We start from the raw sequence: 22,585 nt of genomic DNA, 5'->3' as shown, positions 1-22,585 counted from the left end.
TTGTGCGGATGTGATGTGCGGATGTGCGGGACGGTGGCGGTCCGCCGTGGCGGCCGTCACCACTGGTCCTCGGTCAGGGCGCGTATCTCATCCTCGGACAGGCCTTCCAACTGCCGCGCCAGGGCCTCCTCGACCAGCAGCGCGCACTTCTCGATCGTGCGGGCCCTGAGCACCTCTCGCAGCGGGACGTCGACCTGGGCAGCTCGGCTGATCCGCGAACCCAACTGCGTCGCCTTGATCGAGTTGCCGCCCGCGGCGAAGAAGTCGTCCACCACCGACGGGTCCGTCACGCCCAGCACCTCGCACCAGATCCCGGCGACGAACTCCTCGGTCTCCGTACGCGGGCGGACCTTGCCGTCGTCGCCGGCGGCCTGCTCGGGCGAGGGCAGCGCGGCCCGGTCCAGTTTGCCGTTCCCGGTCAGCGGCATCCGGTCCAGGACGACGACGACCGAGGGCACCATGTGCTCCGGCAACAGCTTCTCCAGGTGCGTGCGCAACCCGTCGCCCGCCGCGGGCCCCCGCTCGGCGGCGTCCGGGCGCAGCACCGCGTAGGCCAGGAGCCGCGCGTCGGCGCTGTCCGTCCCCGGGCCCGCCGCCTGCCGCACCACGACCGCGCACTCGGCGACATCGGGGTGAGCGGCCAGAGCCGCCTCGATCTCGCCGGGCTCGATACGGAAACCGCGCAGCTTCACCTGGTCGTCGGCCCGCCCGGTGAAGACCAGCGTCCCGTCCTGACGCCACCGCACCAGGTCGCCGGTGCGGTACATACGAGCCCCGGGCGGCCCGTACGGGTCGGGCAGGAAGGCCGCGGCGGTGCGGGCCGCGAGCCCCAGGTAGCCGCGGGCGACACCGAGGCCCGACAGGTGCAGTTCCCCGACCGCGCCGACCGGGACCGGACGCAGTGACGCGTCCAGCACATAGGCGCGGAAGCCGGGCACGGGGGCGCCGATCGGCGGGGCGCCGGCACCGGCGCGCACCTCCTGCCAGGTCGCCCAGACCGTGGTCTCGGTGGGACCGTAGGCGTTCACCATCCGCCGGCCGTCGGCCCAGCGATCGACCAGGGCCCCGGGCAGCGCCTCCCCGGCCGTCACGAGCAGCCGCAGGCCGGGCGGCGCGGCCTCGGGCAGCGCGGCCAGCGCGGACGGCGGGATGGTCAGCGCCGTGATCCCCGCGTCCGTGAGCAGCCGCACCAGGCCCGGACCGGGGAGCACCTCCTCGCGTCCCGCCAGGTGGAGTTCGGCCCCGGCGGACAGCGCCATCACCATCTCGAACACGGAGGCGTCGAAGCTGGTGGAGGCCCACTGGAGCACGCGGTCGTGGCCGGTCAGCGCGAACGTCTCCCGCTGAGCGGCCATCAGGTTAACCAGACCGCGGTGCGTGAGCAGGGTGCCCTTCGGTGCGCCGGTGGAGCCGGAGGTGTAGATGACGTAGGCCAGGTTGTCCGGGTGGACGCCGCCGTCCGCGACTGGATCGGTGGGCTCGCGCCCGATGGTCCGCGCGTGCGCGTCCAGCAGCACCGTGCGCTGCCCCTCACGCGGCAGCCGGTCGCGCAGTGCCCGGTGGCTGAGCACCACGGGCGGGGCCGCGTCGCGCAGCATGTGCGCCAGCCGCTCCCGTGGGTAGGCCGGGTCCAGCGGCACATAGGCGCCACCGGCCCGCAGCACGGCGAGGAACGCCACCGGCAGGTCGATACCCCGCTCCAGGCAGACGCCCACCGGCACGTCAGGGCCCACGCCGAGCCCTCGCAGGTAGGAGGCCAGTTGGTCGGCCCGACGCGACAGCTCCCCGTAGGTGAGGGACACCGGGCCGTGCACCAGCGCCGTGGCGTCGGGGCGGGACCGTACGGCCCCGGCGAGGATGTCGTGGGCCCGTACGGCTGCGTCGCCGACCGCCGGACCATCCGCGTCTGCGCGGCCCCACCGCCGTACCAGCAGGTGTTCCTCCTCCGCGTCGAGCAGCGGAAGGTCACGGACCGCCCGCTCGGGCTCGGCGGCGACCGCCTCAAGTACCGTGCGCAGCCCGCCCAGCAGGCGGCGCACCGCCGGGGCGTCGTAGCGATCGCGGTCGTACCCCAGCCGGACCGACAGTTCCGCGCCGGGCAGCACCATCACCGACAGCGGGTAGTTCGTGCGGTACCGGTAGGTGCCGCCCCGCACCCGCAGCGCGCCCTCGCGGCCGCCCAGCGTCTCGATGCCCGGCACGTTCAGATACGTCATGATCGTGTCGAACAGGGGCGTGCCGGAGGGGAGTTCACTCCACGACTGCACATGCATCAGCGGGCTGTGGTCGTGGACCCGCCGCTCGCCCTCCTCCCGCTGGAGGCGGGCGCAGCCGGCGGCGAACGACTCCCCGGGCGCGAGGCGCACCCGCACCGGCAGCGTGTTGATGAACAGGCCGGCGGTGTGCTCCACGCCGGGCAGCTGCGGCGGCCGGTTCGACACGGTCGTCCCGAACACGACGTCGTCCCGGCCGCTGTGCCGTCCCAGCAGGACCGCCCAGGCGGTCTGGAGCACCGAGTTGAGGGTGAGATGGTGCCGGCGGGCCATCGAGGTGAGCGCCTCGGTGGTCTCCCGGGACAGCGTCAGCACCTCCTCCGGGTTCTCCCGCGTGTCCCCGCCCCCGCCCCCGTTCTCGTCGGCGGGCCGCTGCCCGTCCGTGGGCGCGTGCACCGCTCCCGGCAGCGGGGTCGGCTCGACGAAGCCGCGCAGGGCCTTCCGCCAGTACTCCTCCGCCCGGCCGAGGTCCTGCCGGTGCAGCCACGCCACGTACGTCCGGTACGGCGGCGCGGCCGGACGGGGCGTCGCCGCCGCGTCGGCGTAGTCGGTGAACACCTCGTCGAGGACCATCAGCGCGGACCAGGCGTCCAGCAGCAGGTGGTGGTAGCGGAACGCGAAGGTGTGGCGGTCGTCGGCGTGCCGGACGAGGCTGAGCCGGAACAGCGGCGGCCGCTCCAGGTCGAAACCGCGGCGCCGGTCGGCGGCCAGGAACTCCTCCAGGGCACGGTCGTGGCCGCCGGGCCGGTCGCGCCAGTCGTGGCGCTCGACGGACAGGTCGGCGCCGCTGTGCACCACCTGCACCAGTTCCTCGATGCCCTCCCAGTGGAAGGAGGTGCGCAGCGTCTCGTGGCGTTCCATCGCGCGCCGCCACACCTGCTCGAAACGGTCCTCGTCGAACGGCCCGTCGAGGGTGTGCACGACCTGGTCGACGTAGAACGCCGCCTCCGGGTCGACCAGGCTGTGGTACAGCAGGCCCTGCTGCATGAAGGAGAGGCGGTAGACGCCCTCCGTGGACTCGAGTGTCATGACTGTGCCTCTTTGGCCTCGTCGGAAGTCGTGGACGTTCGGGATCGCTCAGGTGGCCGGTCGGCGGCCGCGCGCAGCCGCGCCGCGAGCAGGGGGGAGACGGCGAGGGCGGTATCCCGGGCCTGGCCGCCGCGTAGCCGGCCGTGCAGCAGGGCCCGGCTTTCCTCGCTCAGCCGTGGTGTCGCCGCGTCCGCGCCGTCGGCTTCGTCCTCGGCGCGGACGGCCTCGGTGTCCCGCTCGGCGCGCAGCAGGCCTCGGACGGTGGGGCTGCGGAAGAAGTCCGACTCTTTGAGAGTCAGCCCCCGTCGGCGAGCGCGGGTGACGATGGTGAGCGCCAGCATGGAGTCGCCGCCCAGGGCGAAGAAGTCGTCCTCGACGCCGACAGGACGGATACGGAAGGCCTCTTCCCACAGCTCGGCGAGCGCCTTCTCGTCGCCGGTGGCCGGTGCCGCGTACTCGCCGATCCCCTCCGGCCGCGGATGCGGGCTCGTGTGGTCCACGGCGGCCGGCGGGGCGGCCGGTGCCGTCCGCAGCGCCAGCACATGCGCCGGTACCGGCTCCCGCAGCACCCGGTCCAGCAGCTCCGCGGCCTCCTCCGGGGCGAGGGCGCCGATCCCCTGGCCCAGCAACCGGTCCAGGTCCTCGGGCGTCAGCCCGGCCGCCATACCGGTGTTGGCCCACGCTCCCCAGGCGACCGAGGTCACCGGCAGGCCCTCGCTTCGCCAACGGTGCGCGAGCGCGTCCAGCCCGGCGTTGGCCGCGGCGTATCCGCCCTGCCCGAGCGTGCCGTGGGTGGCCGCCGCGGAGGAGAACAGCAGCAGGAAGTCGAGGTCCGTGCCCTCCAGCTCCACGCGCAGCAGCCGAGCCGCGGCCGTCTTGGGCGCCGCCACCTCGCGCAGCCGGTCGGCGTCCTGCCGGACCAGGATGCCGTCGTCGAGGACACCGGCCGCGTGCACCACGCCCCGCAGCGGCGGCCCGTCGTCGCGCAGCGCGGCCAGCGCCGCGCGCAGCGCCTCGGGGTCGCCCACGTCGGCGCGCGGCAGCCGGACCGTGACACCCGCCGCGCGCAGCGCCGCGACCTCGCTCTCCGCCTCCGGGCGCAGCGGCCCGCGTGCCAGCAGCGCCAGGTGGCGTGCCCCGCGCTCGGCGAGGTGGTGGGCCACCCGCATCCCGAGGCCGCCGGTGCCGCCGGTGACCAGATACAGGGCGTCCGCGCGCAGCCGCGGCCGTCCCGACCCGGACGGTGGCAGGTCCGCGACGCGCGGGACCAGGCGGCCGCCCGCGCGGTGCGCGACAGCCCGAGGCGTACGATCACCCCGTATCAACTCATCGGCCAATAGGGTGAGTTCGTCGGCGTGAGCGGTTCCGGCGGGGTCGAGGTCGATCAACGAGCAGGCTGATGCGGGCAGTTCCGCGGCCGCGACCCGGCCCAGCCCCCACACGGAGGCGTGTTCGGGTACGGCGCCCTCGCCGGGCGTCGCGCACTGGGCTCCGCGGGTCACCAGCCACAGCCGCGGTGTGACCTCGGCCCCGGCCACGGCCTGCACCAGATGCAGCGCCCCGACCTCCGGCCGCACCTCGTCGGCGGCACCGCTCCACAGCCCGACGACACCGTCCAGCGGGCCGTCCGCGGCCCGCGCTACGGCGTGGGCGACCTCGTCTGGCCGGCTCAGGTCGACCCCGTCGGCCACCACGCACTCGGCGCCGCCCGACTCCCGCAGTGCCCGGGCCAGTCCGGCGCCCGCCTCGGCGTCCTCGCAGACGACCAGCCAGCGGGCCGCCCGGCCCGCCGGGGCCACGGTCGGCGGCAGCGCGGGCGCCGTCTCCCAGCGCACGGTGCGCAGCACCGCCTCGCCACCGGCACCCGTCAGCGTGTCACGGTCCACGCGGCGCAGCCGCACGCCCGTCATGTCGAGCACCGCTTGCTCCCGGTCGTCGACCAGACTCAGATCGACGACCAGATCGTCCCTCTGGTCCTGCGGCGCCGTCCGCTCGCGCAGGTGCAGCCACAGCACGGCGTTCTCGTCCGGCGTGCCGTGGCACACCAACCGGTCCACCCGCACCGGGACGTGCAGGCTCCGGCCGCCGGGGGCGTCCTCGGGCAGCAGCACCATCGAGGCCTGGAAGCAGGAGTCGAGTAGACCGGGATGCAGGACGTGACCGGGACCGGCAGCCTGAGGCCGGGACAGCTCTGCCAACGCCTCGCCCGGGCGGTGGTGGATACGGCCGATCCACCGGAACGACGGGCCGAGCCCGTAACCGGCCCGGTCCATCCGGGCGTGCAGTTCCTCACCCGAGGTCTCCCGGGCACACCGGTCCCGTACGGTCGCGAGCGGCTCGCGGCCGGTGGCGGACTCCGTCGGCCCGGCGCCGGCCTCCAGGACGCCCGAGGCGTGGCCGGTCCACTGGGGCCGCTCGTCGTCGGCGGGCGCCGACACCACGTCGAAGGACCGGCCGGCCGTGTCCGCACCAGGGGCCCGGAGCACGATCTGCACCTCACGGGTGTGCCCCTCCGCCAGCGCCAGCGCCCGGGGGAACAGCACCTCGTGGGCTTGGCAGGGGGTCGCCCCGTACTCCGCCCGCGCCGCGTCCAGCAGCAGCGCGAGGTGGGAGGCGCCGGGCACCACGACGGTGCCGAACAGCAGGTGGTCCGGCAGGTGCTCGGGGGAGTGCGCGTCGTAACGGCGGTGGAAGACGGTGTCCCGCACGGCCGGTGAGCGCAGCCGCGCCCCGAGGTGCGAGCCGGACACGGACACCGGCGGTCGGGAAGCGGGGCGCGTGCCGCCGCGGGTGTCCCGCCAGTGCCGCCGCCGCTGGAACGGATAGGTCGGCAGCGCCACCTTCCGGGCCGCCGGGTCGTCCAGTGCCGCCCAGGTCACGTCCGCACCTTGTACGTACAGCCGCCCCAGCACGTCCAGCAGCCGACCCGTCTCGTCGGCGGACCGGGCCGACCGGGCCATGGACGCCAGCCAGCGGTCCTCGTTCCCTGCCGCGATCCCGCCGCGGCGGGCCAGCCCGGTCAGCACCGGCTGCGGGCCGACCTCCACGAAGACGTCGCAGCCGTCCTGCGCCAGGGCACGCACCGCCTGGTCGAAGCGGACGGCCTCGCGCAGGTTGCGCAGCCAGTGCCGTGGGTCCGCCGGGGCGGCCGGGTTCATCCGCTCCCCGGTCACGGGGGAGAAGTAGGGCAGTCGGGCCGGGCGCAGGGCGGCCTCGGACAGCCGTGGCGCGAACGCCTCCAGCGCCGGGCCCATCAGCGGCGAGTGGAACGCATGCGACACCTCCAGCCGCCGTGCCCGCACACCGGCGGCGGCCAGCTCCGCCAGCAGCGCGTCCACGGCCGCCGCCGCGCCCGACACCACCGTCTCGAGCGGCCCGTTGTAGGCGGCCACGCACAGCGGACCGTGCGCGGTGTGCTCGGCCACCGCCCGGTGCACCCGGTCGGCGTCCGCGAACACCGCCGCCATGGCCCCGTCCCCGGGCAGGGCCGACATCAGCCGGCCGCGCTCGGCGACCAGCCGTGCGGCCGTGCGCGGCTCCAGCACGCCCGCGGCACAGGCCGCCGCGTACTCTCCGAGGCTGTGCCCGAGCACCGCGGAGGGCCTCACCCCCCAGGAACGCCAGAGCTCCAGCAGGGCGTACTGCACGGCGAACACCGCCGGCTGCGCGTACGCCGTGTCGTCCAGCACCGCCGCGTCGTCGTCGCCCCCGGTGCCGAACAGGACCTCCGTCAAAGGGCGTTCCAGCACGTCACCGAGCCACTCGGCGCACCGGTCCACGGCCGCGCGGAACACCGGCTGGTCCCGGTACAGGCCGCCTCCCATGCCCACGTACTGCGAGCCCTGCCCGGTGAACAGGAACGCCACCCGGGGCCCGGCTCCTCGCGTGGTGTGCCCGGTGGTGACCCGGTCCGCCTCCCGCTCCTCGCCCCAGGCGGACAGCAGCCGCGCCGCCTCGGCCGCGTCGGACGCCACCACGGCGAGCCGATGGGCGAAGTGGCCGCGTCCGCGTCCGGCGGTGTGCGCCACGTCGGGCCACGACAGGCCGCCCTCGGCCAGGCGATCGGCGTAGCGGGCCGCGAGGGCGCGCAGCGCCCGGGGGTCCCGCGCCGACAGCGGCAGCAGGCGAGGCCGGCGGTCGCTGTCGGTCGTACCGGGCCGTGTGACCCGCGCCTCGGGCGGTGCCTCGGCGACCACGACATGTGCGTTGGTGCCACCGATACCGAAGGAGCTGATGCCCGCCACACGGGCGGGCCCGCCCCCGGGCCACGGCGTGCGCTCCACGGGCACGCGCACGGCCAGTTCGGACCAGGGGATGTGCGGGCTGGGCCGCTCGAAGTGCAGATGCGCGGGGATCTCGCCGTGCCGCAGGGCCAGCACCACCTTGATCAGCGAGGCGACGCCCGCCGCCGCCTCCAGGTGCCCGATGTTCGTCTTCACCGACCCCGCCACGAGCGGCGCCCCGGCCGGCCGGTCCTCCGCCAGCACCGCGCCGAACGCCCGTACTTCGATGGGGTCGCCGAGCGGCGTACCGGTGCCGTGCGCCTCCAGATAGCCCACCTCGGTGGGCGCGGTGCCCGCGTCGGCCAGCGCGGCGCGCAGCAACGCCTGCTGGGAGGCGCCGTTGGGCACGGTCAGACCGGCGCTCGGGCCGTCGTGGTTGACCGCGGAACCGCGGATGACGGCCAGCACCTCGTCCCCCGCCGCCACGGCGTCCGACAGCCGCTTGAGCACCACCACACCGCAGCCCTCGCCGCGGGCGTAGCCGTCCGCGTCCGCGTCGAAGGTGCGGCAGCGCCCCTCGGCGGACAGGGCGCGGGCCCGCGACAGGAACAGTGTGATCTCCGGCGTCAGCATCAGGTGCACCCCGGCGGCCAGCGCCATGTCGCTCTCGCCCAGACGCAGGCTGCGCACGGCGAGGTGCACGGCCACCAGCGAGGAGGAGCAGCCGGTGTCCACCGCCATACTGGGGCCGGTCAGCCCCAGGGTGTGCGATATGCGGCCCGCCGCCGCGCAGAAGAGGTTGCCGGTGCCGGTGTAGGCGTCGATGGCCTCCTCGTCGGCCGTCTGCAGCGACTTGTAGTCGTCGATGCCGATGCCCACGAACACTCCGGTCCGCGACCCGGACAGCGCGCCCGGCGCCTGCCCCGCGTGTTCCAGCGCCTCCCAGGCCACCTCGAGCAGCAGCCGCTGCTGCGGGTCCAGGCTCTCCGCCTCGCGCGGGGAGATGCCGAAGAACGCGGCGTCGAAACGGTCGACCCGCTCGGTGAGGAAGCCGCCGCGCCGTGCGTAGACGCGTCCGGGGCGCTCCGGGTCCGGGCTGTGGAGACGGTCGGCGTCCCAGCGGTCCGGCGGCACCGGAACGGTGGCGTCGACGCCCTCCCGCAGCAGCCGCCAGTACTCCCGCGGGCCGTCGGCGCCGCCGGGGAAGCGGCAGCCCAGACCGACCACGGCGATCGGCTCGGAGGTCCCCTTCTCCTCCGCACGGGTGTCCGGGGAGCCGCCGGACCGGGCGCGTACTCGTTCCAGCAGGGCGCGTTTCTCCGGCGACAGGCCGGCCAGACGCTCCGACAGGTCCTTCATGGTTCCTTCCTCCCCGTGAACGGGCCGTCGTCGGCCAGTTCGGCCAGGCGGCGGGCCGCCTCCTCCTCGGACAGTCCCTCGATCTCCGCCAGCAGCGACTCCAGATCCGCGTCCACACCGCCCCACTCGGCGTCCTGACCGCCTGGTTCCGCTCGTCCGGCAGTGCTCGCTTCGGACATGGCGTCCCCGGCCGTCGGCGGCAGTCCGGCGAGGTACACCGTGAGCGCGGCGACGCTCGGGTGGTCGAACACGGTGGTCGCGGGCAGTTCCCCGTACGCGTCGAGGTCCCGGCCCAGCCGCTGTGCGAGACCCACCGCGGACATGGAGTCCAGGCCGAGGTCGAACAGCCCGGCCTCCCGGTCCACCCGCCGTGGATCGGCGATGCCCAGCGCCTCGGCCACCCGGTGGGCGACATGGTCGCCGAGCAGCGCCCGGCGGTCGTCGGGGTGGGCGTCGGCCAGCCGCCGCGCCAGCCGCGGCTCCGGCGCGTCCGCCCGGTCGGGGCCGACGCCGGCCGCGCCCAGCACCGTTCGCAGGTGGGCCGGGGCCGTACCGCCCGGCAGCCGTGCCGCGTACCTGGCCCAGTCGGCGTCGAGGATCAGCTCGTACGGAGGGGCCGCGCCCGTCAGGGCCCGGTCGAACGCCCGCAGGCACAGCCGCGGGTCCAGCGGTGTCAGGCCGCGCTCCGGCCACCGCTGCCGGGCGGCGGCCTGCCCGGACGTCATGCCCACCTCGCGCCACGGCCCCCAGCCGATGCTGACGGCCGGCACACCGCGCGCCCGGCGGCCCAGCGCGATCCGGTCCAGCACCGCGTTGGCGGCGGTGTACCCGGACTGGCCGGCCGAGCCGAGCGCGGCCGTGAAGGAGGAGAACAGTACGAAGAAGTCCAGCGGCATACCGTCGCTCAGCTCGTCCAGGAGCAGAGCACCGCCCGCCTTGGGTGCCAGCACCCGGCGCAGCCGCTGCGGAGTCTGCTGGAGCAGGATGCCGTCGTCGAGGACACCGGCCGCATGGACGATTCCGCGCAGCGGCGCGCCCTCGTCCGCGATGAGCCGCAGCAGCCGTTCCACGTCGTCCCGCCGGGCAACGTCGGCGCGGACGACGGTGAGCCGGGCACCGTCCGCCGTCAGCTCGTCCAGCATCCGCCGGGTCTGCTCGGACGGTTCGCCGCGGGCGGCCAGGAACAGCCTGCGGGCGCCGTGCTCGACCAGTCGGCGGGCCACCAGCCGGCCGATGCCTCCGGTGCCGCCGGTGACCAGGTAGGCCGCGTCCGGGTCCAGGACCGGCGCCGCTGTGGGGCCGGGCTCGGGCGGAAGCGGGGCGATCCGCGCCGCGAGCCGCGCACCGGAGCGGAACGCCAGCCGGTCCTCGCGGTCGGCCACTGCCTGCCGGGGCGCCAGTTCGGCCGCCAGCAGGTCCGCCGTCCGGCCGGGCTCCGCGCCGTCGGTGTCCACCACCGCGCGCCACAGCGCCGGGTGTTCCTGCGCCACCGTCGCCGCGAGACCCCACAGCGCGGCCCCGGCCGCGGCGACGCTCCCGGTGCCGGGCTCGGCCGTGGTGGGTCCCGCGTCCGGCCGGGCTGACCGGGTCACGCACCACAGCCCGCCGACGTCCGCGGGGGAGCGGGAGGCCAGGCACCGCACCAGCGCCAGGGCCGAGGCGGTGACCTCACCGATGGCGTCCGCGCCGGGACGGGTCCCGGTCTCCGCCGCGTGCAGATGGACGGCGCCGCGCAGCGGGCCCGCCATCCGGTCGAGCGCCGCCGTCAGGGCCGTGCCGAGGTCCTCGCCCCGCGCCGGAAGGGCCGTCACCGTGCCGCCGCCGAGGCGCAGCCGCTCCGCCAGCGCCTCGGTCAGCGCACCTCCGCCGACCAGCAGCCAATGACCCGTCAGGTCATCCCCGGCGGGAGCGGACAGGGCGGGGAGAGGCTCCCATCGCACGGTGTGGCGGGGGGCCTGCGCGATCCGGTCGCCCTCGCCGGTCGCCGGGCCCGCCACCTCCTCACCGCCATCCACCGTCGGCCGCGCCGCCGCGTCCCCACGGCAGTCCGCCGCCCGCCGTACCGCCGCGTCCTCCTCGGCGAGCAGCCGCAGCAGCCGCGGTAGCGCGGCCCTTTCGGTCTCGCTGAGGTCCGCCCGCGCATCGAGCCGGGCGGCGAGTGCGCCCAGCCGGTCCCAGAGCGCCGGGTCCGCGTGGACGCCGGTCGTCGGCGGTGCCTCCTCGATCCAGTGCCGCTCCCGCTGCCACGGGTAGGCGGGCAACCGCGCGGACCGCGTCGAGGGCAGCGGCGCCGCGTCCCGCAGCGCCGGATACCCCACCGCCCACAGGGCCCCGCGGGACACCAGCGGCGTGTGCGTGTCGTCGCCCCGGCTCAGGGACGGTACGACGGTGCGGTGCTCGTCGGGACGGTCCGCCAGGCACTGCGCGACCGCCGGGACGAGCGCCGGATGCGGGCCGATCTCCACGAAGTCGTCGCAGCTGAGCACGGCGAGCGCGTCCACGGCGTCCCGGAACCGCACCGTGTGGCGCACGGTCCGGCCCCAGTGCGCGGCATCCAGGTCCGTGCTGCGCACCTCGTCCCCGGTCACCGTGGAGACGAACGGCAGTCGGCCGTCGGCCGGGCGCAACCCGGCCAGCCGCTCGGCGAGTTCGGCGGCGAAGGGGTCCATCAGCGGGCTGTGGAACGGGTAGTCGACGTCCAGGAACCGCGCCCGTACCCCCTGGAGCGCCCGCGAGGCGAGCAGTGTGTCGAGCAGGGCGGCATCGCCCGCGACGACGCACGCCGACGGGGCGTTCACGGCGGCGACGCCCACCCGGCCCGCCCACGCCCCGAGCACCCGGTCCAGCACGGCCACCGTGTCCGCCTCCGGTAGCGCTAGCGCGAGCATCCGGCCCTGCCCGGCCGCCTGTTCCATCACCCGGCCCCGCTCGACCGCCACGCGCAACGCGTCCTCGGGCGCCAGCGCACCGGCCACGCAGGCGGCGGCGATCTCCCCGACACTGTGACCCGCCACCGCGTCCGGCCGCACCCCCCAGTGGTCCCACAGTTCCACGAGCGCCAGTTGCACCGCGCACAGGACGGGCTGGACGACCTCGGTGGAACGCAGCCGGGAACGGCCCTCGTCCGTCCGCAGTTCGTCGAGCAGCGACCAGCCGGCCAGGTCGCCGACGATCTCGTCGTACCGCTCAAGGGCCGCGCGGAACACCGGCTCGCGGCGCGCCAGGCCCCACCCCATGCCCGCCCACGCGGTGCCCTGACCGGAGAAGACGAACGCCGGCTTGCGCGGCCGGCGCGGCACGGAGCCCACCCGCAGCGACGGATCCGGAAGATCCGCGGCGGCCCGGCGCAGCAGGGCGACGGCCTCCTCACGACTGCGCGCCACAGCGGCCACGCGGTGCCGCCCACCGCTCCTGAGCCGGGCCGTGGCGGCGCACACGGCGTCCAGGGGAGCCTCCGGCGCGGCGGCCAGCAGGTCGGCCACCGCCCCGGCCTGTGCGCGGGCCGCCTCCGGGCTGTGCGCGGCCAGCGTCAGCAGCCGCGGCTGCCGCGTCCGCGCGGCGGGGTCCGGCAGCCCCGGAGTGGGGACGGCGACATCGAACCCGGCGCGGTGCAGCCGGGCCGCCGCGGTGAGCAGCGAGGTACGGGCGTCCTGTTCGCGGTGGAGCGAGGCGCACACCGGTACGCGCTCCGGGTCCAGGCCGCGCGCGGCCGTCGTCTCGGCGATGGCCCGGCCGAGCACCGGATGCGGGCCGACCTCCAGGAACACGGCGGGCCCGTCGTCCAGCACCCGCCCGACAGCGTCGGCGAAACGGACCGGCTCACGCAGGTTCCGCCGCCAGTAGTCGGCGTCCGGGCCGCCGGTGACCGGTGCGGCCGTCACCGTCGAGACCAGCGCGGTCAGCGGCGGCAGCGGCCGAATTCCGGCCAGCTCCGCGCCGAGTTCCGGCAGCAGTGGATCGCAGTGCGCGGTGTGCGAGGCCACGCCCATGGCGACCCGATGCCCCACAACCCCTTTGTCACGCAGGACGGCCAGACACTCCTCGACCGCGTCCGGGTCCCCGGCGAGCACCGTGGCCGACGGGCTGTTGCGTCCGGCCACCTCGACGCGGCCGGCGCCGTGCCGGGCCGCCACCTCGGCGGCCCGGTCGGCGTCCACCGCCACCACCGCCACGGCGCCCGTGCCGTCGATACGCGCCATCAGCCGGCTGCGGTGGTGCACGACCCGCGCCGCGTCACGAAGCCCGAGCGCGCCCGCCGCGTACGCGGCCGCGGCCTCGCCGAGGCTGTGACCGAGCACGACGTCCGGGCGCACGCCCCAGGACTCCCACAGCGCCACCAGCCCGGCCTGCACGGTGAACACCAGCGGCTGAAGGACCTCGGTGCGCCCCAGCCGCTCGGCGTCACCCGCCAGCAGCGTCTCCCGCACGGACCAGCCCGCCAGTTCGGCGAAGACCCGGTCGCAGGCGTCGACCGTGGCCCGGAAGACGGCTTCCTCACGCAGCAGGTCCCGGCCCATGCCGGCCCACTGCGAGCCCTGCCCGGAGAAGACGAACACCAGACGGGCGGGCTTCTGCGGACAGTCACCGGTGCCCGCCGCTTCCTCCAGGGCGGTGACGAGGTCGGAGGCGGAACGTACGACGGCCGCGGCGCGGGCGGGTCCCGGCGTCACCCGCCGGTGCGCCGCCGCGACCAGCTCCGCGGTAGCGGTGCCGGGGGCGGCCCGGGCCGTGGTGGCGGCCAGGTCCGTGGCGAGCGTGCGCAGGGACTCGGCGTCGGGCGCCGACAGCGTCAGCAGCCGGGGAGGCGGTGCCACCGCCTCCAGCACCACATGGCAGTTGGTGCCGCCGAAACCGAAGGAGCTGACGCCCGCCACGCCCGGCGTGCCGTTCTCCCGCTCCGGCCAGGTGCGGGCCCGGGTGACCACCTCAAGACCCAGCCCGGCGAAGTCGATGTGCGGGCTCGGCTGGGTGAAGTGCAGGCTCGGCGGCAGCGTCCGGTGGTGCAGGGCGAGCGCCGTCTTGATCAGCCCCGCCACGCCGGCGGCCGACTCCAGATGGCCGAGGTTGGTCTTCACCGACCCGATGAGCAGCGGGGCGTCCTCCGGGCGCCCGGCGCCCAGCACCCGTCCGAGGGCGCCCGCCTCGATCGGGTCGCCCAGCGGGGTGCCGGTGCCATGCGCTTCGACGTACCGCACGTCCCGGGGTGCGACCCCGGCCCGGGCGCAGGCCTGCCGCAGCATGTCCTCCTGCGCCTGCGGGCTGGGCGCGGTCAGGCCGTTGCTGTACCCGTCGTTGTTGAGGGCGCTGCCGCGGATCACGCAGTAGATCCGGTCGCCGTCCGCCCGGGCCTTCGACAGGAGTTTCAGGACGACCAGACCGCCGCCCTCGGCCCGCACATAGCCGTCGGCGCCGGCGGCGAACGCCCGGCAGCGGCCGCGCGGGGACATCGCGCCGAACTTCGTCATCGCCACCGTGCTCTCCGGCGCCAGCAGCAGGTTGACGCCACCGGCGAGCGCGGTCTCGCTGTCCCCGTCCCGCAGGCTCTGGCAGGCCAGATGGACCGCCGTCAGCGCACCCGAGCACGCGGTGGTGACGCCCACGCTCGGACCGCGCAGGCCCAGCGTGTACGAGATGCGCGCGGCGATGACGCTCAGGTCCTCACCGGTCGCGGTGTGCCGGCCGATCGCCTGCGGGCTTCGGCCGGTCAGGCGCGCGTAGTCGTTCCACAAGGCGGCCGTGAACACGCCGGTGCGGCTGTCGCGCAGCGTAGCCGGGTCCGTGCCCGCGTCCTCCAGCGCCGTCCACGCCAGCTCCAGCATGATCCGCTGCTGCGGATCCATCAGCGCTGCCTCACGCGGCGAGATCCCGAAGAACTGCGGGTCGAACCGGTCCACTCCGCTCAGGAAACCGCCCCACCGGGTCGAGGACCGGCCCGGCTCCTCCGGGTCCGGGTGGTACAGGGCGGCGGCGTCCCAGCGGTCGTGCGGCACCTCGGTGACGGCGTCCACGCCGTCCAGCAGCAGCCGCCAGTACGCGTCCAGGTCCGCGGCGCCCGGGAACCGGCAGGCCATGCCGACCACCGCGACGGGCTCCGCGACCGGCGTACCGGAGCCGTCCGCAACGGGCCCCACGGCCTCGGATGCGCCGGCCACGTACCGGGCCAGGGCCTCGACGGTCGGGTGCTCCCAGGCCGCGGTGGGCGGCAGGTCCCGCCCGAACGCGGCGCCGATCTCGCGGAGCAGCGAGGTGGTGGCGAGCGAGTCCAGACCCAGTTCGCTGAACCGGGCCCGCGCGTCCAGCCGTTCCGGCGCGCTGCCCGCGCGGTCCGCGACCGCGGCCAGGATCCGCTCGTGTGCCTCGGTCACGGACGGCGCGAGCGGCGTGGGAGCCGCGTCCGGGTCGGGGGCCGTGGGGGAGGTGTCTGGTCGCATCACTCGTCGGCTCCGAGGACGGGGGACTCGTCGATCTGTTCGGTGCTCAACGCCCCTTCGACGATGAGCCGCGGCCGCCCGGCCGGGCCGGACCCGCCCTCGTGCACCAGCCGCGCCAGCTCGTCCAAGGGGATGTCGGGCCGCGCCGCCGCCGCGGACACCACCGTCGCGAGGTCCGTGAGGATCCGTTCGACGGCGGCGTCCTGGAACAGCTCACGGTGGTAGGAGACGGCGATCCCGGTCCGGCGGCCGGGGAAGACGTCCAACCGCAGCGGATGACCCATCCGAGAGAAGAACACGGGGACCGCGTCCGTCGACAGGAACGATTCCGCGCCCAGGTTCTGGAAGACCACATAGCTGTCGAACAGTGGTTCGTTCTCGGCGCGCCCGGCCCACCGCTGCACCAGCCGCGGTGGCGTCTGCGCGTGGTCGTCCAGCTCCAGGGCCTGCCGGGACAGCGCCTCCACCAGACCGGCCAGCGTGCCGGGACCCTCCGGGGCTCCGGACAGCCCGCGCACCCGCAGGGGCAGCAGGTTCATCGTCGGGCCGCGCATCGCCTCGATGCCGGGCACGGCGGAGGGCCGCCCGTTGACGAACACCCCGAACACCGCCTCGTCGCACCGCGCGTACGCGCCGAGCACCACCGCCCAGGCCGCCTGGAAGAACAGGTTCGGTGTGCGGCGCAGCGCCCGGGCGGCGACCAGCAGGGCGTCGGTGACCGACGCGGGCAGTCGTATGTCCTGGCGGGCGAACCCGCGCTCGGTGCCGGGCCGGTTGCCCGGCACCGTGGCCGACAGGTCCGCCGCGGGCAGCCCGCGCAACGCGTTGCGCCAGTAGGCCTCCGCGTCCGCTCGGGTGCCGTGCTCGCGGACCCAGGCGATGAACTTCCCGTAGGCGGGGCCCTCGTCGACGGCGGCGGGCGCGGCACCGGTGCGCTCGGCGTAGTCCGCGAGCAGTGCCTCGGTGAACAGTGCCAGGCTCCATCCGTCGACCCGCAGATAGCTGAAGGACAGCACGACGACATGGGCGTCGTCGGCGACCCGTGCGGTCAGCAGCCGCATCGCGTGCGGGCCGCCCGGCGGCAGACCCTCGCGCTTGTCCCGGGCGAGATGGGCGCGCAGCGCCTCGTCCCGCTCGGCCGGGGCCAGCCCGGTCCAGTCCTCGGTCCGTACGGGCAGCGGCGCCTGCCGGTGCACCACCTGGAGGGGTTCGTCGAAACCGTCGTGGACGAACGACGTCCGCAGGATCGGGAACCGCTCGGCCAAGTGGCGCCATGCCGCGGCGAACGCGGTGGTGTCCAAGGGGCCGCGCATCACCTCCACCCGCTGTACCAGGTACTGCTCCGGTCGCGGATCGGCCGTCCAGCGGGCCAGCATGTGCTCCTGGAACGGAGAGAGCGGATAGGCGTCCGCGTACCGCGGATCGCGCAGCAACTCGGCGCGGCGCCGCAGGTCGGCGGCGCTCAGCCCGGCCAGGGTCCGGTCCTGCGGCGAGCCGGTCCGGGCGTGGTCGGGCTCGGCGTCCGTGCCGCTCTGCCGGGCGGCCACGGCGGCGAGTTCGGTGACCGTCGGGTACTGGAACAGGTCGCGCAGGGTCAGCGCGAGCCCTTCCTGGTTGGCCCGGGAGACGACCCGGACGCCCCGGATCGAGTCCCCGCCCAGTTCGAAGTAGTTGGTGTGGACACCGACGCGGTCCAGCCCCAGCACCTCGCACCACACCTTCGCCAGCAGCTCCTCCTGCGGTGTGCCGGGCGCGGCGTCGTCCTGTGCGGTGGGCGGCACCGGCGGCGGCTCGGGCAGCGCCGAGCGGTCGCACTTCCCGCTCGGGGTGAGCGGCAGCTCGGGCAGCGGCATGAAGAACGCGGGCACCATGTAGTCCGGTAGCCGTTCCTTCAGCCACGCGCGCCATGCCGGGGTCAGCTCCCGGGCCAGCCGCTGGTCCAGGGGACGGTTGGTGAGCGGCGTCGTTCCACGGGCCGCGTCGGAGTCCTCGGCGTCGGGGAAACCGATGGGTTCCCTCGTGCCGGCCGGCTGGAAGAGGAGGTCGCACCGGTCGGCGCCGTGCCGTGCCGAGCGGCGGATCTCCACGCGCAGCCCCAGCTCGGCCGCGAGCGCGCGATAGGACTCCGGGTCCGGGTCGGTGCTCGACGGTATTCTCTCCGCCACCTCGCCCACGGTCTGCTCCCCGGCGCAGTCCGCCAGCAGATCGGCGGTGGCGACATGCGGGGCGGTGCGCGGATTGGGCACCCCGAGCAGCCCGAGCGTCCTGGGCACCCGTTCGCCGCGCCCGGCCAGCAGCGCCCGTACGGCGTCGGTGCCGCGTCCCTGCGGGAGCCGGTCCCACTCCTGCCACTCGACGCCGGATGCGTCGAAGGAGACGTCCAGATGCAGGACGGCGTCGTAGCGGAAGCGGCTCAGCTCGTTGTCGTACCCGCCGCCCTTCAACTGGATCTCCACTCGCCCGATCCGCGGGTTCGCACGGCGCAGCGCCGTGAGGAACGCCGGGTCCACGCAGAGTTCCTGCTCCTCCCGCACCCGCTGGGCCACCAGTGCCCGTACCGTGTCCACCGGTGTGCCGGCGTCGGCGGACGCGGTCTCCACGGATGCGTGGAAGGCTTCCAGCAGCCCCAGATCACGCAGGTCGCCGAGGAAGACGCGGCCGCCGGGTGCCGTGTACGCGATGGCCTGCCGCACCACCGCGGAGAAGTACTCCGGGTCCGGGAAGTACTGGGCCACGGAGTTGATCACCACGGTGTCGACCGTGCCGGGCCCGACCAGGTCCGGGCGGTCGGCGGGCGCCTGCACCAGCGACACCTGCGGCAGCGGGGCCGCCGCGAGCTCCCGCCGGATGCCGTCGAGACCGGTGCGTGAGACATCGGCCCCGACATAGCTCTCGCAGTGCGAGGCCAACCGGAACAGCAACAGGCCCGTGCCGCAGCCCAGTTCCAGGACCCGCCGCGGCCGCAGTGCGAGGATGCGGTCCACCGTGCCGTCCACCCAGGCCCGCATCTCCTCCACCGGAAGCGGCTCGCCGGTGTAACTGCTGTCCCAGCCCGCCAGGTCGAAGGAGGCCTCACGCCCACCGTCAGACCCGGCGGACTTCGCCGGTCCCTGCGCGTAGGCGGTGTCGAACACCCCGGCCCACTCGTCTACTTGACGATCAGGCAGGTTTGTCTTCCGGTCGACACCCTGCCGGGTGCGCTCCCGGTCGAGGACGACATAGGCGACCAACTGCCTGTCGTCGACGGTCGCCTGCGACCCCTCGCCGGATCGGTCCGCGCGCTGGCGGGCCGGGCGGCGGGCGACGACGGCGGCGTCACGCACGCTGTCGTGACCGCGGAGCGCCTCCTCGATCTCACCCGGCTCGATACGCAGGCCGCGCAGCTTGATCTGGTGGTCGGCACGCCCGAGGAACTCGATCGACCCGTCCGGCAGCCGACGAGCCAGATCGCCCGTTCGGTACAGACGTCCTCCGGGCTCCGTGGCGAACGGGTCAGGAACGAAACGGTCGGCGGTCATCCCCGGCCGGGCGTGGTAGCCGCGCGCCAACTGCACCCCCGCGATGTACAACTCGCCGGGGACTCCCACCGGCACCGGCTCCAGCGCCGGATCGAGCAGATGGATCCCGGTGTTGGCGACCGGCGTCCCGATCGGCACCAGCTCCCGCGGATCGCCGGGGCGGCACGTCCACCGGGTGACATCGACGGCGGCCTCGGTCGGCCCGTACAGGTTCTCCAGCCGCACCCCCGGCAGCCGCGCCGCGCACTCCTCCTGCAACTCGTACGGCAGCGCCTCACCGCTGCACACCACCAGGCGCAGCGCCGCCGGTCGCGGCATGTCCCGCTCGCCGAGGAACAGCCGCAGCATCGACGGCACGAAGTGCACGACCGTGATGCCCTCGGCGGCCACGGTCTCGGCGAGATACCGGCTGTCGCGGTGGCCGTCCGGCTCCGCCGAGACCAGCCGCGCCCCCTGGGCCAGCGGCCAGAAGAACTCCCACACCGACACGTCGAAGCTGTACGGGGTCTTCTGCAGCACCCGGTCCCGCTCCGTCAGGCCGTAGGCGTCCTGCATCCAGCGCAGCCGGTTCACGATGCCGCCGTGCGTGTTCACCACACCCTTGGGCAGGCCCGTCGACCCCGAGGTGTAGATGACGTAGGCCGCCCCGTCCGGCCGCACCGGCACCGCCGGATCGTGCTCCGGCTCCCCGTCGGCGCGGTCCAGTGGGAGCACCGTGCCGTCGAAGGGCGGCAGCAGACCGCGCACCCTGTCCTGCACGAGCAGCACTCCGGCCCGCGAGTCCCGCAGCATGTGCGCGAGCCGCTCCGGCGGGTACGACGGGTCCAGCGGCAGATACGCTCCGCCCGCCTTGAGCACTCCGAGCAGCGCGGCGACCAGCTCCAGGGAGCGCTCCGCCGCCACGGCCACGACCGTCTCGGGGCCCACACCGTGCCGCGCGAGCCGGTGCGCGATCCGGTTGGCCCAGCGGTCCAGCTCCCGGTAGGTCAGGCTCCGGCCGGCGTGCACGACGGCCACCGCGTCCGGAGTGCGCGCCGCCTGCTCCTCCACCAGCCGGTGCAGCAGCCGGGTGCCGTCGTACTCGGTGTCGGTGGCGTTCCAGCCGCGCACCAGCCGCTCGCGTTCCCCGGCGTCCAGCAACGGCAGGCGGGACAGCGGCACATCGGGTGCCTTCGCGACTCCCGCCAGCAGCGTGCGCAGATGACCGATCACCCGCTCGGCGGTGGCCCGCTCGAACAGGTCCGTTGCGTACTCCAGCACGCACCGCATCCCGTCCGCCACCTCGGCCGTGGACAGCCACAGGTCGAACTTGGCGGCTCCCGTGTTCCCGTGCAGCGAGGTCGCCGTCAGCCCCGGACCCAGATCCGTCGTCGGTGCCGGGGTGTTGTTGTGCGCGTACATCACCTGGAACACCGGGTTGTGGCTGGTGGAACGGTGATCCAGGCCCAGCTCGTCCACCAGCTTCTCGAACGGCAGATCCTGGGAGGCGTACGCGTCCAGGGTGACCGACCGCACCCGGGAGAGCAGTTCCCGGAACGTCGGGTCGCCCGCCAGGTCGGTACGCACCGCCAGCGTGTTCGCGAAGAAGCCGAAGACGCCCTCCAGGTCGGTGCTGCCCCGGTTCGCGACCGGTGTGCCGACCACCAGGTCGCTGCCCGCCCCGTACCGGTGCAGCAGCGTCTTGAAAGCGGCCAGCACCACCATGAACAGCGTCGTGTCCGTGGCCCCCGCGAGCTCCTTGAGGCGTCCCGTCAGCTCGGGCGACAACGCGAAGTGGACTGCGTCGCCCCGGAAACTCTGGATCGCCGGACGCGGCCGGTCCGTCGGCAGGTCCAGCACCGTCGGCGCGCCCGCCAGTACGCCCTTCCAGTGGGCCAGCAGCCGCTCCAGGCGCTCCCCGCGCATCGTCCCACGCTGCCGTACCGCGTAGTCGGCGTAACCGAGCGGCAGCGGCGGCAACTCCACCGTCCGGCCGCCCACTGCCCCGCGGTACACGGCGCTCAGCTCCCGTGAGAAGACCGCCGCGGACCAGCCGTCGGCGACCAGATGACTCCAGGTCAGCAACAGCACATGATCGCGGGCATCCCGGCGCAGCAGCCGGAAGCGGTACAGCGGCCCCGTGGACAGGTCGAACGGCTCCCGCGCCTCCGCGTCGACCAGCGCACGCAGTTCCTCCTCACCGGCCACCGGCTCCACCGGCAACTCCACCGGCCGCGCAGGCCCGGTCCGCTGCACCGGCTCGGCGCTCTCCACCTCGGTCACCGATGTCCGCAACGCCTCGTGCCGCTCTACCAGCCGACTCAGCGCCGACCGCAGCACGTCCACGTCCAGCGGGCCCGACAGCCGCAGCGCCACCGGGATGTTGTACGCCGGGCTGCCCGGCACCAGCCGGTCCAGGAACCACAGCCGAAGCTGCTGGAACGTCAGCGGAACCGGCTCCCCGGCGCGCGCGGCCCCGCCCCGCTCAGCGGCGCGCTCATCGGTGCCGGTGCCGGTGCCGGTGCCGCGCTTCCACCGGCGCAGCAGCTCCTGCCGGGCCGCACTCAGTCGTGCCTGCTCGCTCATCGCTGCCCCCGCGTCCCCTCGTCGAGCAGGCCCGCGGCCTCCTCCTCCGTCATCGTCTCCAGCTTCTCCAGCAGCAGGGAGCGCACGACCCCCGCCTGCTCACCCGGGGTGACCGCCTGAAGGATCCGTTCCAGCGGCAGCTGCACGTCGAAGGCGCCCCGCAGCTCCGACACCACCCGGGTGGCCACCAGCGAGTGCCCGCCGAGGCTGTAGAAGTTGTCGTCCACGCCGACCCGGTCGTAGCCGAGCAGCCGCTGCCAGATGCCGGTGACCATCTCCTCCAGTTCGTCGCGTGGAGCGGCGTACGGGGTGGCCAGCTCCGGACGCCGGTGCAGCGCCTCGGACAGGTTCGCCTCCAGCGCAGGCGCCGGCACGTCCGGGGCGCGCGTAGGCTCTGCGGCCTCCTGCGCGGCCGGTCGCGGGGCAGAAGCCGCACCGATCCGGTAGCTGCGCCCCTCGAACGGGTACGTCGGCAACGGCACCCGCCGCCGCTGCTCCGGCGCGCCGAACGCCTCCCAGTCGACCTCCACCCCCCGGCACCACAGGTCGGCGAGAGCCGTCAGCAGGTGCTCCACATCGCCCCGCGCGTCCTGCGGATGCCGCAGCGACGTCCGGGTGTACGGCGATCCGCCCGCGGCGTCGGCGTGCAGCGACACCAGCGCGCTCAGCCCTCGGCCGGGGCCCACCTCCAGCAGCACCGGGTCACCGCCCTTGTCCAGCAGGGCGCGCAGCCCGTCCCCGAAGCGGACGGTACGGCGCAGATGGGCCACCCAGTACTCGGGGTCGGTGGCCTCCGCCTCCGTGACCCAGGTGCCGGTCACGTTGGACAGGCACGGCGTCGAGGGGGCGTTCAGCCGGATGCCGCGGACCGCCGAAGCGAACCGGTCCAGTACCGGGTCGAGCATCCGGGAGTGCCCCGCCGCCCGGATCCGCAGCCGGCGCCCGGTGTCCACCCCGTCCGTGGCGAGCGCGTCGGCGAACCGGTCGACCTCGGCGACGGGACCGGAGACCACGCACTGCCCGGGCCCGTTGACCGCGGCCAGGTCGAGCCGGTCACCGACGCGCCGCAGCACCTCCTCCTCACCCAGCGGCACCGCGAGCATGGCGCCTTCGGGGAGTTCCTCGATGAGGCGGCCGCGGGTGACGACGAGGGTGAGGGCGTCCTCGGGGGTGAAGACGCCGGCGAG

Annotated in this window: 5 protein-coding genes; all 5 read right to left on the bottom strand. The window is 75.0% G+C overall.

Translation table 11 applies throughout. The features are described from left to right. Positions 1 to 56 precede the first annotated feature (56 nt). Entirely contained in the window at positions 57 to 3,302 is a 3,246-nt protein-coding gene (locus ACWDEX_RS24830) for a non-ribosomal peptide synthetase (protein ID WP_450466129.1), read from the bottom strand. Continuing rightward, positions 3,299 to 8,884 carry an SDR family NAD(P)-dependent oxidoreductase gene (locus ACWDEX_RS24825; RefSeq protein ID WP_450466127.1) on the bottom strand — a complete coding sequence of 1,862 codons (5,586 nt, stop codon included), beginning with the start codon at positions 8,882 to 8,884 and terminating at the stop codon, positions 3,299 to 3,301. Before ACWDEX_RS24825 ends, ACWDEX_RS24830 begins: the two co-directional genes overlap by 4 nt. Continuing rightward, positions 8,881 to 15,315 (bottom strand): SDR family NAD(P)-dependent oxidoreductase, encoded by a 6,435-nt coding sequence (locus ACWDEX_RS24820; RefSeq protein ID WP_450466126.1) that lies wholly within the window; start codon positions 15,313 to 15,315, stop codon positions 8,881 to 8,883. The genes ACWDEX_RS24825 and ACWDEX_RS24820 overlap by 4 nt, the downstream gene beginning before the upstream one ends. Beyond that, positions 15,315 to 21,398, bottom strand: coding sequence for an amino acid adenylation domain-containing protein (locus ACWDEX_RS24815; protein ID WP_450466124.1), 6,084 nt, complete (start codon positions 21,396 to 21,398; stop codon positions 15,315 to 15,317). The genes ACWDEX_RS24820 and ACWDEX_RS24815 overlap by 1 nt, the downstream gene beginning before the upstream one ends. Beyond that, on the bottom strand, positions 21,395 to 22,585 hold a 1,191-nt coding region (locus tag ACWDEX_RS24810), incomplete at its 5' end, for an acyltransferase domain-containing protein (RefSeq protein WP_450466123.1). The genes ACWDEX_RS24810 and ACWDEX_RS24815, both read right to left, overlap by 4 nt.

The sequence above is a fragment of the Streptomyces sp. NPDC001020 genome (assembly GCF_053599115.1).
The sequence above is the reverse complement of the archived record's forward strand: the minus strand, read 5'-3'. Positions and strand labels throughout refer to the sequence as shown.